We start from the raw sequence: 12,626 nt of genomic DNA on the forward strand, positions 1-12,626 counted from the left end.
GGAGTCACCCCTTCACACTTTTTTATAAGTCTAAGCATCAATTTTGCAATTACATAAGTTATTGCCCAGCTTTTTTTCTATTTCTTGAACTGTTCTTCAAGAAGTGAAACAAATGCTACTGGAGATGGTGAGCTAGCCGCCTGTTGTTGCTTACTACGTATTTCCTCTTGACGTGAAACTAGTTCCTGAATAGCATTAGTGAATTCTTCTGCTGTCAATAAATCTTCTTCTGTCATGACTGCATAGCCCTTCTTCACAAAATAATGTGCATTCTCTACTTGATCTCCCCGACTTGCTTTTTTAGAAAGAGGAATCAAATACATAGGTTTTTGAAGTGCTAAAAACTCGAAAATTGCATTGGAACCTGCTCGTGAAATGATAAAATCTGTTGTCGCTAAAAAATCGGACAAGTCGTCTGTCACAAATTCAAAGATTCGGTAATTTGGGTGTGACCACTCGCCTACTTCCACATGCCCCTTACCAGCTAAATGTATAATTTGAAAAGACTCTACCAACTGCATTCTTGTCTCTCTGACCAACTGATTGATTTTTGCAGAGCCTTGACTTCCTCCCATAATCAATAACACGGGAAGTTCGTTAGTAAATCCAAGTTGTGCAAGCCCCTTATCTCGTGACCCACTAAATAATTCTGGGCGGATTATTGGGCCAACTGATAATCCTTTGCCAGGGAAATGCTTTGCAGTAGTATCAAATACTGTTAGAACCGTTTTAGCAAACTGAGAGGCAATTTTATTTGCTAGACCTGGGCTCATGTCTGATTCATGGATCACTAGTGGTTTGTTTGTAAGTTTTGCTGCCAAAGCAACAGGCACTGAGACAAAGCCCCCTTTTGAAAATACCGCAACGGGCTTATGTTTTAGCATGAGCTGAACGGATTGCCCGACTCCAGCTACAACTTTAAACGGATCTTTTATGTTTTCAACAGAAATATAACGGCGTAACTTTCCTGTAGAAATGCTGTGGAACGGTACGTGTGGGTAGTATTCCTGTACGAGCTCTTGTTCAATGCTGTTTGCAGAACCAATATAATGGACGGCATAGCCCTTCTTCTCTAGTTCTGGTATAATGGCTAAGTTTAAAGAAACATGGCCGGCAGTTCCACCGCCTGTTAAAAATAGTGTTTTCATAAAATCCAACCTCCAAGATCATCATAAAGGATGTGCTCACTCATGGCGAATTCATTGCCAAGATATTTGAAGACTTTAGCCCTCATCGTCACTCCCATTTTAATTACGCAAGTTTTTCTCTACCTTATGACTTTTTTCGATATCTTAATGACCAGTCAATACGACATCGGTCACTTGGCAGGCGTTTCGATTGGGTCGTCGCTTTGGGTGCCTGTTTATACAGGTTTGACTGGCATCCTTATTAGTATAACGCCTATCGTAGCACATTACATCGGTGGAAATAAAAAAGACCAGGTTCGTCCGTCTGTTCAACAAGGAATACTTGTAGCCATTGGAATGTCATTACTAGTCTATATCTTGGTGTTCACTTTTGCAGAATCTGTAGTGAACGCAATGGATGTTACAGCAATCGAACGCGAAATCGCGATTGCTTACATGAAGACGATTTCCATTGGACTAGTACCACTCTTTATTTATAGTGTCCTCCGAGGATTCATAGATGCTTTAGGTCTTACTCGTGTAACAATGTTCATTACCTTGCTATCGGCTCCTATCAATATCTTTTTAAACTACTTGTTTATCTTTGGAAACTGGGGGGCTCCCGAGCTCGGGGGACAAGGAGCTGCACTAGCTTCCGCCCTAACCTACTGGCTAGTATTAGCAATCACTATCAGCTTGATTGTGTTGTTACCTTCTATAAAAGAATACCGGATCTTCAGTGGTTTTGTCGGAGTCCAGAAGAAGAGAATTTGGACGATCGTCGCGATGGGAGTTCCCATCGGATTATCTATTTTTGCAGAGACGACCATCTTCTCAGCAGTTACACTCGTTATGACGAATTACTCGACAGAAGTGTTGTCTGCGCATCAGATCGCTTTGAACTTTACGTCACTGCTCTATATGATTCCGTTATCGATTGCTATGGGAGCGACCATTGTTGTCGGTCAAGCTGTAGGTGCAGAAAAGCGAAACGAAGCGAAACACTATGCTTGGCTAGCCGTATCGCTAGCAATAGGAGTCAGCTTTATCTCGGCATCCATCCTGTATTTCTACCGTGAACAAATCTCAGGATTCTATACAGATGACGCAACAGTTGTTGCTTATGCTGTTCAGTTTCTAGTGTTTGCTGCTTTATTTCAATTGTCTGACGCTATTCAAGCACCAGTACAAGGAGCGCTTCGTGGTTATAAAGATGTCAAGATTACATTCATTATGGCCATCATCTCGTATTGGGTAATCGGCTTGCCTCTAGGCTACGTACTTGCTACCTATACAGAGTTTGCTCAATACGGGTACTGGGTCGGTCTGATTGCAGGTCTTACTGCCGGAGCCATTACTCTCTCTATTCGTTTAGTAATTGTACAAAGAAAACCACATGTCGGCTGACATGTGGTTTTTCAATTGATCCGTTCTTTAATTTCGATATTGCTATAAGTAGAACTAGTAGTGAGAGATTCTACCAATGAAGAAGGGTATTGCTAGATGGATTGTGTTGACAAGTGCTTGTATCGCATAGAAAGAAAGTCTAGAAAGTGCATTTGTTGCCAACTAGAGCAATCTAACGCTTGTATCTTTTCTTCAATCTGGAGGAGTTTCGCCTCTAAATTTAATCGTGTTCGAGGATGCGTTCTGACATCTAAAAGCTCCTCATCTATGAACTGTTCAAGCTCAGTACGTGTGGTAAATTCAGCTATACGTTCTCGACCCGGGTAGAGTAGTTCTAAAAGGCTTCTAAGAGAGAATGTATCTAAAGATGGAACCGTCTTAATGCTCTCTCCAATTAACACAAGTTGCGTCTTCACTTTGACATCCTCTGGCATCCACTGAGTCATTCCATACGAATATTGGAAAAGATGTGGATGAGTCGTAGATGGAAGCTGGATATACCCTTTTATCCGGTAGACGGAATCGGGTAAGGATTGAACCCATTCTTCCACTAGGTATTGAGGATAGGAATGCTCTAGAGTGTCAAGGCGAGAGCCAAGTCGTAATTCTTTACCTATTCGAGTGGGTTGATGCGAAGCAGTACCCTTTCTAGAGCTTGTCAATTTTTCAAAATCTATGGATGCATGCTGCGCTTCAATAATTTCAGCTGAGTTGTTCAATTGTTGCAGCGTGAAAAGAAGTTCACTCAGTTCATCACGATCAACCAGATCAGTCTTATTCACAATGAGTGTATGTGCATGCCGGATCTGCTCAAGATACAGTGCCTTGGTCTGAATAGGCAAAGCATCTCTCTGCAAAAATCGCTTAGCATCGATCACTGTGAGAATACCTTTTAATTCAAATTGATCTGCAAACAGTGGAGATAAGATTACGTCCAAAGAGGCCACTGGATGCGCGGCACCCGTCGTCTCAATTAGTAACACGTCAAATTCTTCCTGATAGAGGATTTGTTGAATTTGAGCTTCTGTTTTCTCAGCAGGTGAACAGCAAATACAACCGTCTAACAACTCACGTAATGGTACGTCTCCTTCTACCGCGTCAGAATCGAAGCCGAGCGCACCCAATTCGTTCATGATAACTGCAGGTCTCAAGCCCTTGCTTTTGAGATATTCGATAAATTTGACTAATAGAGTCGTTTTTCCACTCCCTAAAAAGCCACTTAATAAGTAAACTGATTTCATGAATTGCCTCCTATCGAAAAAGAAGGCTGACTACAAGTAGCCAGCCCCTTCCTTCTATTGTTCTGATAATACTTCGATTGCTTTTAGTAGTTGTGGATCTTCTGTTCGCATTGTTTCACGGACAGCGTTCATCAAGGCAGTTGTTGTCTCACCTGATACCACTCCTGTAACTTCTAAATCATTTTCTTGCTGGAATTCTTCCACAAGTGTCTTAAGCTGTGCATCAAATTTATTATCTTCTGATTCCACTTCATAGCCAATAGCCGCCATAAATTGCTTTAATGAAGCCACTTGTTCAGATTGCAACCCTTCGCTCAGCTCCACAGAAGAATCTAGTGGAGCAAGAGATGCATAGTCCGGGTATGCAACTTCATAATCAGGTTCAACGCCTTTTTCATGAATCCAATTACCATCTGGTGTCAACCATTTAGCCGTCGTCAACTTAATATTCGAACCATCTGCCAAGTCTTCGACGCTTTGAACAGTTCCTTTACCAAATGAAGTCAGTCCTACAACAGGAATATCTGCAGATTCACTTAAAGCTGCTGCAATGATTTCAGAGGCGGAAGCACTTCCTTCATCAATAATGACTGCTGTCGGTACCGTTACTTTCTCTGCATCCGTTGCAGGTAAGACTGTCGCTTCACCTTGTTGTTCGATTTGAAGGACCGGTTGGCCTTCTTCAACAAATAGGGAGGCGATATCAACTGCTACGTCTAAAAGTCCGCCGGGATTTTGACGTACATCGAGTAGTAGCATTTCCATTCCTTCAGATTCCATTTGGTCAAGGGCATCCAAAAGTTCCTGGTACGTATCTCTAGAGAAACTTGTAATCGAGATGTGCGCTACATTCCCATCTAACATTTCAGCATACACTGTCTCAATCGGAATATCATCACGAGTGATTGTAAGTTCGATTGGTTGTTCTTCCCCACGCTGAATCGTTAATGTCACATCTGTTCCTTTTTCCCCGCGAATCAACATAACCGCTTCAGAAGCACTGAAACCACGGATATCTTCACCATCAACGGCAATGATTTTATCGTTAGGCATAATACCAGCGCGTTCAGCAGGAGAGTTTTTAATTGGGGACACAACTGTGATGACTCCATTTTGTTCTTGAATCTCTGCTCCAATACCCTGGAAGCTGGATGAGATACTTTCATCAAACTGGGACGCTTCTTCTTCATTCATATAATCCGAATAGGGATCTCCTAAAGCATCTACTAACCCGTTAATTGCCCCATTTACTAGTTCTTCTTGATCAAAATCCATGTAATATTGCTCCTGCAATTGATCATAGACATCATATAGTTTTGAAAACTCTTGTCGCTCTGTAGGTTGAATGACTTCTGCCACTTTATCCTCACCTGTGGTTAAGGCAAGCATCGTGACCCCAGCAGAGGCAATGGCTGTAAGAAACAGGACAATGACAAAGATAAACGGATTGATGCGGAATGAACGTTTTACTGGTGGAGTTGGTTCCAGTTGTTTCTGTTCATTTTCATGTTCCATGTTCTCACCTCATTAATAAAGACTGCCGCACAAGTCGACAGTCCAAAACGTAATTCCGGCTTCAATTGGAAGCCGAAATTCATTTTATTCTTGAATAGCAGCTTCGAGTGCAACAACAATCATATCGTTAAATGTTGTTTGTCGTTCTTCAGAAGAAGTCGCTTCACCTGTCAAAATATGATCACTTACAGTTAAAATTGATAGCGCTTGGCGACCGAATTTAGCAGCTAATGTATAAAGAGCTGCAGATTCCATCTCAACTGCTAAAATACCATAATCTGCCCATTTTTTATAGTCCGCTTCATCATTGTAGAATAAGTCAGCTGTAAAGATGTTACCTACACGAAGGTTAAGGCCCGCTTCTTTTCCTGCTTCAAATGCTTTGTACAACAAATCGAAATCTGCAGTTGGCGCGTAAGCTAAATCATTTAACAGTACTTTGTTTAATGAAGAATCTGTAGAAGCACTTTGACCTAAAATAACGTCGCGTACTTTTACATCTTTTTGAATAGCACCACATGTACCTACTCGAATCAACTTTTGCACATCATATTCCTGCATAAGCTCTGTTACGTAGATAGCAATAGAAGGAACGCCCATTCCTGTTCCTTGAACAGAGATGCGTTTGCCTTTATATGTACCTGTGTAACCAAACATATTACGAACTTCATTATATTGTACGACATCCTCTAAAAATGTTTCAGCAATATACTTTGCACGCAATGGATCTCCTGGAAGTAAAATTGTATCTGCAATTTCACCTTTTTTAGCACTAATATGAACACTCATCTTTGTAACCTCATTTCTTTAACGTATAGATTTATGATACATAGTTTGACGTCTGATTGCAATTGTCGGTATTACCTTGACGCATATTCTTCCCAAAGCTCGTCAAAAGTAGACGCAGGCAAGTCATCGTCTGCCTGCATCTCAATGTATAGTGAAATCTCATGAAAATCTGTAGATGCTTTCGGAAAATCATGCAATTCGAAGACTCGCTCTGCAAATCTGTGTTTCGGATCTGCCTTAACGCCGCCTCTGTAACGTAATGCAAATTGATAAAAACTGTCTCGCATCGGCTACACCTTTATTCAAATGTCGACAAATAGTCGCCATAGCCTTCTTTTTCTAGATCTTGCTTTGGAACAAAGCGAAGTGCTGCTGAATTGATACAATAGCGTAGACCCGTTTCTTCTTTTGGTCCGTCTGGAAACACGTGACCCAAATGAGAATTTGCAGTCTTGCTACGCACTTCCACGCGTCTCATGCCAAAGCTGTCATCAAACTCTTCGACGATCTCAGGAGCATCGATTGGTCGAGTAAAGCTTGGCCACCCGCATCCTGCATCATACTTGTCTTTCGAATGAAATAATGGCTTTCCAGAGACGATATCCACATAAATCCCCTCGTCAAAATGTTGATCATACTCATTCTTATACGGAGGCTCTGTACCATTTTGTTGTGTTACGTAATACTGCATTTCTGTCAGTTTTTCTCGTAGATTATCTTTCAAAGTAATCCCTCCTTAAATTTTCCGTGAACTGTTTGCGTCCAGACCCTGTAAAATAGCGTGTATAGTGTCCACTATTTTTTTTATAGTAGTCTTGGTGATACTCTTCCGCAGGATAAAACGTAGATGCGGGAAGCAATTTTACAGCTACTTTTTTAGCGAAAACATCGTTCTCAAGTCGCATCATCACTTGTTCTGCAATTTCTTTCTGCTCTTCATTATGAAAGAATATTGCGGTTTGATACGATTGACCACGGTCAAAAAATTGTCCGCCCGCGTCAAAAGGATCAATATTTTGAAAAAAGATTTCTACAATCGACTCATAAGAAAATTTGGCTGGGTCAAAGGTGATTTGAACCGCTTCATAATGCCCAGTCGTTTCCGAACAGACTTGCTCATATGTTGGATTTTCAACTTGACCTCCGGTGTAACCGGAGACTACTTTTTCAATTCCGTCATACTGATCAAACGGCTTTACCATACACCAAAAACAACCACCAGCAAATGTTGCTATTTCCATATGAAAACCTCCTAGTTTGATGTTGGAACAGTAACAGAGAGAATGATTTCATCATTTTCAAGATCGATTTTTTCAGCTCGTATATCAAAATCCCCATCGATCGGGAGACCTCCAAGATCAATGAAGACAGACTCGTCTCCAGGGCTAACGACCATCCATGTTGGTAGATCTATAGAATCTCGTAACAGCTTCAATACCTGTTCAGGCGGGATTGACAATTGCCCGATATCTACCTTGTCTTGTTTCAATTGAATGTTGCCGTCTTCTTGTACGATAGGGTCAAAATACATTTGAACCGGAATCGTTAATGTAAATACAGTAAGCTCGGATACCAACGCAATCTGATCGTCCACTGTCAATTCTAATGGAATAGGCTGGTTTTCAACGGCTTCTTGTATATACTTGTTGGCTAGTGCTTCAAAATCCGCTTTAGTTGTCTGTACTCTTAGTTCTCCACCAGAAGTAGCTGCTGCTCTTTCGGCTAATCCATAGCCCCCAGGCTCACTGGAAATCAAACTCACGAACCAGACCACTCCTACTAGAAGTGCTAGGATCAGTAAGAAAAATGCAATCTTCCATTTGTTCATTCCGACTCGCCCCCTTTTACATACAGTTCCCCATTTGTTTCTTCAACAAAACCACAGCTTTCCATAGTTCGAATCATCCGATTAGCAATCAACTCATACCCTTTGGCATTAGGATGAAAGAAATCTGTATGGTAGACCAAGTTGGCATTCGTATAGAACAAATCTTGAACAGGTACATAGCACGTCCCTTCAAACTCCATCAATTGACGTTCCATTGTTGTGTTCCAGTCTGTTATGATGGATTCCACTTCTTCAGATTCTACAGTGATTAACGAGAAGGGATTGTATAAACCTAGCGCAATTATAGGGGCTTGCGGATTTAAATCTCGGATGTAATGCAAAATATGAAAATAGCGAGTTTCATAATTCTCGCGTTCTTCCTCGAACGCTTCCAACTGTAACGAAAACAAATCCCGTTTAATGATTTTCATGACATCGTTTCCACCGATTGATAGATAAATATGACTCGCTTCTTGTATCTCCTTGTCGAGGCCTCCACTTGAGAGTAGGGTCATCAATTGATCGCTTCTGCGTCCTCGTTTTGCCGTATTGATTAAGTCAATCTCGTCAATCTGTTCACTTTGTAACAGCTGTTGTTTGACGCGCCCTATATACCCGTCCTGTTTTAATTCATCGCCTACGCCGACAGTTAATGAATCTCCCAAGCCAAGAAATAATAAATTGTCCGGAAAGACAGCATAAGGAACCTGATAATCTACAGGTTCCTCACGTTCCTTGGTTTGAAAGACTGGTTTGATGACAATTGAAGAACATCCCGCAATCAAAAAAACCATTCCTATAAGTAGTAAACTGAATTGTTTCACGATATTATCCTTCCAACAAATACATAAACCCAATGGCACCTGGGCCTGTGTGCGTGGAAATTACGGGAGTCGTATAGGACATCTTTACATCACGGAATCCAGAAGCTTCAATTGCCTCTTTTAAAGGAGTAGCCATTTGGAAACCATCAGCTTGTGCAATTCCTACTGCTTTTACACCTGAAGAATCCGTATCTGTTTGAAATTCATTCATCAAGTAGTTGATCACTTGTTTGTAACTGCGCGCCTTTGCTACTGGTGTGTATTCTCCGTTAGCAAGCGAGGCAATTGGCTTTATTGACAGTAAGGAACCGATCATGGCACGACCTTTCCCAATACGGCCTCCCTTTACTAAATTATCTAATGTATCTACAACAACAAATAGTCGCGTGTTCTCGCGGACTCGATCAAGCAACTGCAGAATATCATCTAGTGACTTTCCTTCTTCAACAGCTTTTGCTGCTTCGATTACTTGGAAAGCCAGAGCATGAGAAATAAAGCGAGAATCAACAACCGTCACATCACTGTCTGTCATCTCTGCAGCAGCTTGTGCAGATTTCACTGTACCACTCATTCCGCCTGTCATATGGATAGATAAGATTTGAGAACCGTCTTTTCCAAGCTCATCATACACTTCTTTGAATGTTCCTGCTGCTGGTTGAGAGGATTTAGGTAATTCATTAGATACTTTCATCTTTTGAAGAAATTGTTCTGCTGAAATGGTCACGCCGTCAAGGTAATCCTCTCCATCCACATGGATGGTTAGAGGAACTACTGTTATGCTGTAGCGATTCAGTACGTCTTGTGTCAGTTCAGCAGTAGAGTCCGTCACAATTTTAATCATAGGCCTATTCCCCCTTCTGTAGCTTTGCTAACGCTCGTTCAATCTGATGTTGAACGCGTTGTTTGAATTCATCTATACTTTCCGTCTCTTCTAGTGAAACCGAAGGCAACACCTGCACATATACTTTAGCTGGTTGAATCCGGTTGCTCTGTTGTTCCATTAGACGAGAAGTTCCATAAATCGCAATAGGTACAATAGGTACTCCTGCTTTTTGAGCAATTCGTACGAATCCTGATTTAAACTCCCGAATGCCTTGTCCTTTTGAACGTGTACCTTCAGGGAACAATAGTAAAGAGTGTCCGTTGCGGAGAGTCTCTATACTATCATCTATTGATTTCAAAGCACTGCGTCTGTTTGAGCGATCGATGAAGACACAATTCATTTCTGTCATCCAATCAGCTATAAACGGAATTTTAGTAACTTCCACTTTTGATAAAAATCCAAATGGTTTTGGAATTTTAGATATCAGCACCGGAATGTCAAAATTCCCTTCGTGATTGGCTACAAGAAGTACCGGTCCTCGAGGGAGTTGTTCCGTACCGGAAATCTCCACAGTAGCACCGGCTTTTTTCAAAATGTTAGTTGCCCATCTTCTTGGCGTTTCATAGACTAGTTCATCGTAAGAAGCCAGATCTAAGTCATGCTTTCTCTTCTGTAACCGTCTCAATGTAGCCATTTGAGTAGGGATGTAGCCAATAATATAACTATATGTCACAAGGCTTCTAATCACGAGTCTTCACTAGCCTTTCTTACTATAACGTTTATAAGTGTAATCGATTCCAGCTTTTGAAGTCATCTTTTCTGACTCCCACTGAAGCTCAAATTCAGGATATTCAGGAAAATAGGTGTCTCCCTCAAAAGTGTCATGGATCTCGGTAATATAGAGTTGGTCCGCCATATCTAAATAGTCTTTGAAAATCTGTGCACCGCCAATAATCAGTTGTTCGTCTCCATGCTGTTTCGCGAAATCGACAGCGTCTTCCATCGAATAAAAAATATGAGTTCCATCAGCTTCAAACTCTTTGTTACGAGTAATGATGATGTTCGTGCGATTGGGTAAGGGTCTTCCAATTGATTCAAACGTTTTTCTTCCCATGATGACCGGCTTGTTGAGAGTAACTGACTTGAAATAAGCCAAGTCTTCCGGAAGATGCCACGGCATCTCATTATTGATACCAATGACTCGATTTTCATCATGAGCAACGATCATAGAAATCATGCTACCACGTCCTTACACAGCTATTTCAGCATGAATGCGAGGGTGCGATTCATAACCGATAAGTTGAATATCTCCGAGTTCCATATCAAAAATGGATTTTGAACTTAATTGAATCTCAGGCATTTTTTTTGGTTCACGAGACAATAGCTCGTTTACTTGATCTAAATGATTTAAATACAGATGAGCATCGCCAAATGTATGAATAAATTCGCCAACCTCAAGGTTCGTCTCATGTGCGATTAAATGAACTAATAAAGCGTAAGATGCAATATTAAAAGGAACTCCTAGAAATACATCTGCACTTCTCTGGTATAACTGGCACGAAAGCTTGTTCCCTTGAACATAAAACTGCATAAACGAATGACAAGGTGGCAACGCCATCTCATCCACTTCTGCAGGATTCCAAGCGGTCACAATATGACGTCTTGAGTGAGGGGAATGTTTCAAAGAAGAAATAACGCTCTGAATTTGGTCAATGATTTGACCATCCTTGCCTTCCCAAGCACGCCATTGCCTTCCGTAAACAGGGCCGAGCTCTCCATATTTTGCAGCAAATGCATCATCTGTTTTCAATCGCTCAATAAATGCAGACATCTCTTTGTCATAGTGAACCTTAAATTCAGGGTCCTGCGTTGCGCGTAGTCCGAAGTTTGTCATATCAGGTCCTTGGTACTCTTCGCTCGCTACCCAATTTTCAAAAGCCCACTCGTTCCAAATGTTATTATTTTGACGAACGAGAGTTTGAACGTTCGTATCCCCTTTTAAAAACCACAACAGTTCACTTGCAATTAATTTAAAAGAGGTATGCTTTGTAGTTAGGAGTGGAAAGCCTTGTTGAAGATCAAAGCGCATTTGATAGCCAAATATACTAATCGTTCCAACACCCGTTCGGTCTGTTCTTTCTTGCCCGTTTTTTAAAATATATGTACAAAGATCGTGATATTGTTTCATGGAACTACTCCTTTAGGATAACCATTTAGGTGGTGTATTTTTTGACCAGTAGATCTCACCAACATCAATGTGACTACTAAAAGCATCGTCAGCCGTATGATAGTGGAATGTGAAATAATATCCTTCTTGAGGTCGTTTTTCTACTCGGACATGAGCTCGAAGAATATCATCATTTGTCACTGTATCATAGAGGTGAAAGATTTTCTCTCCATACTCTCCTGAAGGTTTGTGAGAAATAGCGGATTCAGGTGTGGCCAGTTGTTCAATTTTCTCTTGATAAGCTGGAAAAATGGCAGCCTGATACTGATCATAAATTTTCGGACTGATTTTTGAACCAAATTTTAATAGACTCTGTTCTTCAGCAGCTGCTAGAAGGCTTTCAGTATCAATAGGTCGTTGCTCAATATAACTTTGAGAGACTCGGCTTTCTTCTACTTCAAAGACCGCGTTCCAAATTTCATGTGAAGGTGTAATGACACCAAATGTAATGACGGCAACTAAGGCAGCAAGAAACTTTTTCACGTATAAAGTCAATTCATACACATCCATCCGTAACATTTTTGAAACAACTTATCATCCAAACTAGGACTTGCACTTCATTCTTTTCTCATTTCATTGTACAATAAGAAGCAACCATATGTACAAATTGATTCAGCAAAAGGAGGATTTCTCATGAGCTTGGGTATTTTCATCGGTATCGGATATTTATTACTATTAGGTTACTTGACTTCTTTAAACTTCACACATTGATACAAACAGGCTGGGACAAAACCCAGCAAAGGGAGTTTCTCGTCATGAGAAACTCCCTTTTGTATGTTCTATTGTGTGTAGGGGAAGCGTTCCGCGGGCGCGGGCTGAGCCAAGGTCTCAGCTTCCGCTTTTAA

The 12,626-nt window shown here is 41.1% G+C and carries 15 protein-coding genes; 1 reads left to right on the forward strand and 14 read right to left on the reverse strand.

The features are described 5' to 3' along the window. Positions 1-77 precede the first annotated feature (77 nt). Complete coding sequence (locus CQS04_RS02065; RefSeq protein ID WP_100352543.1) at positions 78-1,148, reverse strand: undecaprenyldiphospho-muramoylpentapeptide beta-N-acetylglucosaminyltransferase; 1,071 nt, start codon at positions 1,146-1,148, stop codon at positions 78-80. A 42-nt stretch (positions 1,149-1,190) separates the two neighbouring features. Here CQS04_RS02065 and CQS04_RS02070 point away from each other — a divergent pair, with 42 nt between their 5' ends. After that, positions 1,191-2,534, forward strand: coding sequence for an MATE family efflux transporter (locus CQS04_RS02070; protein WP_100352544.1), 1,344 nt, complete (start codon positions 1,191-1,193; stop codon positions 2,532-2,534). 92 nt (positions 2,535-2,626) lie between these two features. On the opposite strand, the gene CQS04_RS02075 is transcribed toward CQS04_RS02070, so the two are convergent. From CQS04_RS02075 to CQS04_RS02135, 13 genes are all read right to left on the reverse strand, one after another. Further along, positions 2,627-3,775, reverse strand: coding sequence for a CobW family GTP-binding protein (locus CQS04_RS02075; protein WP_100352545.1), 1,149 nt, complete (start codon positions 3,773-3,775; stop codon positions 2,627-2,629). Positions 3,776-3,829: 54 nt separating this feature from the next. Continuing rightward, positions 3,830-5,290 carry a S41 family peptidase gene (locus CQS04_RS02080; RefSeq protein ID WP_100352546.1) on the reverse strand — a complete coding sequence of 487 codons (1,461 nt, stop codon included), beginning with the start codon at positions 5,288-5,290 and terminating at the stop codon, positions 3,830-3,832. A gap of 84 nt (positions 5,291-5,374) precedes the next feature. Then, complete coding sequence (gene deoD / locus CQS04_RS02085) at positions 5,375-6,079, reverse strand: purine-nucleoside phosphorylase (RefSeq protein ID WP_100352547.1); 705 nt, start codon at positions 6,077-6,079, stop codon at positions 5,375-5,377. A 71-nt stretch (positions 6,080-6,150) separates the two neighbouring features. Beyond that, on the reverse strand, positions 6,151-6,366 hold the full coding sequence (locus CQS04_RS02090) for a YozE family protein (protein WP_100352548.1): 216 nt from the start codon (positions 6,364-6,366) through the stop codon (positions 6,151-6,153). A gap of 11 nt (positions 6,367-6,377) precedes the next feature. Beyond that, the gene (gene msrB / locus CQS04_RS02095) at positions 6,378-6,770 is read right to left on the reverse strand and encodes a peptide-methionine (R)-S-oxide reductase MsrB (protein WP_100352989.1); all 393 of its coding nucleotides are present in this window, start codon (positions 6,768-6,770) and stop codon (positions 6,378-6,380) included. Positions 6,771-6,792: 22 nt separating this feature from the next. Next, entirely contained in the window at positions 6,793-7,320 is a 528-nt protein-coding gene (gene msrA, locus CQS04_RS02100) for a peptide-methionine (S)-S-oxide reductase MsrA (RefSeq protein ID WP_100352549.1), read from the reverse strand. An 11-nt stretch (positions 7,321-7,331) separates the two neighbouring features. After that, a complete protein-coding gene (locus CQS04_RS02105) occupies positions 7,332-7,907 on the reverse strand; it encodes a YpmS family protein (protein WP_100352550.1) in 576 nt (191 codons plus the stop codon). Continuing rightward, positions 7,904-8,731, reverse strand: coding sequence for a GDSL-type esterase/lipase family protein (locus CQS04_RS02110; protein WP_100352551.1), 828 nt, complete (start codon positions 8,729-8,731; stop codon positions 7,904-7,906). The genes CQS04_RS02105 and CQS04_RS02110 overlap by 4 nt, the downstream gene beginning before the upstream one ends. A 4-nt stretch (positions 8,732-8,735) precedes the next feature. Further along, positions 8,736-9,572, reverse strand: coding sequence for a DegV family protein (locus CQS04_RS02115; RefSeq protein WP_100352552.1), 837 nt, complete (start codon positions 9,570-9,572; stop codon positions 8,736-8,738). A 4-nt stretch (positions 9,573-9,576) separates the two neighbouring features. After that, the gene (locus CQS04_RS02120; RefSeq protein WP_245858728.1) at positions 9,577-10,287 is read right to left on the reverse strand and encodes a lysophospholipid acyltransferase family protein; all 711 of its coding nucleotides are present in this window, start codon (positions 10,285-10,287) and stop codon (positions 9,577-9,579) included. Between the two features lie 24 nt (positions 10,288-10,311). Continuing rightward, complete coding sequence (locus CQS04_RS02125; protein WP_100352554.1) at positions 10,312-10,791, reverse strand: dihydrofolate reductase; 480 nt, start codon at positions 10,789-10,791, stop codon at positions 10,312-10,314. 12 nt (positions 10,792-10,803) lie between these two features. After that, complete coding sequence (locus CQS04_RS02130; protein WP_100352555.1) at positions 10,804-11,742, reverse strand: thymidylate synthase; 939 nt, start codon at positions 11,740-11,742, stop codon at positions 10,804-10,806. Positions 11,743-11,754: 12 nt separating this feature from the next. Further along, complete coding sequence (locus tag CQS04_RS02135; RefSeq protein ID WP_245858729.1) at positions 11,755-12,300, reverse strand: YpjP family protein; 546 nt, start codon at positions 12,298-12,300, stop codon at positions 11,755-11,757. Between the last annotated feature and the right edge of the window lie 326 nt (positions 12,301-12,626).

Source organism: Chryseomicrobium excrementi, assembly GCF_002798305.1.
GTDB classification, from domain to species: domain Bacteria; phylum Bacillota; class Bacilli; order Bacillales_A; family Planococcaceae; genus Chryseomicrobium; species Chryseomicrobium excrementi.

Bases quoted from the DNA above. Each gene is read 5' to 3' on its own strand.
- CQS04_RS02105 (WP_100352550.1), bottom strand. From the start codon at position 7,907: ATGAACAAATGGAAGATTGCATTTTTCTTACTGATCCTAGCACTTCTA.
- deoD (WP_100352547.1), bottom strand. From the start codon at position 6,079: ATGAGTGTTCATATTAGTGCTAAAAAAGGTGAAATTGCAGATACAATT.
- msrB (WP_100352989.1), bottom strand. From the start codon at position 6,770: ATGCAGTATTACGTAACACAACAAAATGGTACAGAGCCTCCGTATAAG.
- CQS04_RS02075 (WP_100352545.1), bottom strand. From the start codon at position 3,775: ATGAAATCAGTTTACTTATTAAGTGGCTTTTTAGGGAGTGGAAAAACG.
- CQS04_RS02115 (WP_100352552.1), bottom strand. From the start codon at position 9,572: ATGATTAAAATTGTGACGGACTCTACTGCTGAACTGACACAAGACGTA.
- msrA (WP_100352549.1), bottom strand. From the start codon at position 7,320: ATGGAAATAGCAACATTTGCTGGTGGTTGTTTTTGGTGTATGGTAAAG.
- CQS04_RS02070 (WP_100352544.1), top strand. From the start codon at position 1,191: ATGGCGAATTCATTGCCAAGATATTTGAAGACTTTAGCCCTCATCGTC.
- CQS04_RS02130 (WP_100352555.1), bottom strand. From the start codon at position 11,742: ATGAAACAATATCACGATCTTTGTACATATATTTTAAAAAACGGGCAA.
- CQS04_RS02080 (WP_100352546.1), bottom strand. From the start codon at position 5,290: ATGGAACATGAAAATGAACAGAAACAACTGGAACCAACTCCACCAGTA.
- CQS04_RS02090 (WP_100352548.1), bottom strand. From the start codon at position 6,366: ATGCGAGACAGTTTTTATCAATTTGCATTACGTTACAGAGGCGGCGTT.
- CQS04_RS02065 (WP_100352543.1), bottom strand. From the start codon at position 1,148: ATGAAAACACTATTTTTAACAGGCGGTGGAACTGCCGGCCATGTTTCT.
- CQS04_RS02135 (WP_245858729.1), bottom strand. From the start codon at position 12,300: ATGTTACGGATGGATGTGTATGAATTGACTTTATACGTGAAAAAGTTT.
- CQS04_RS02125 (WP_100352554.1), bottom strand. From the start codon at position 10,791: ATGATTTCTATGATCGTTGCTCATGATGAAAATCGAGTCATTGGTATC.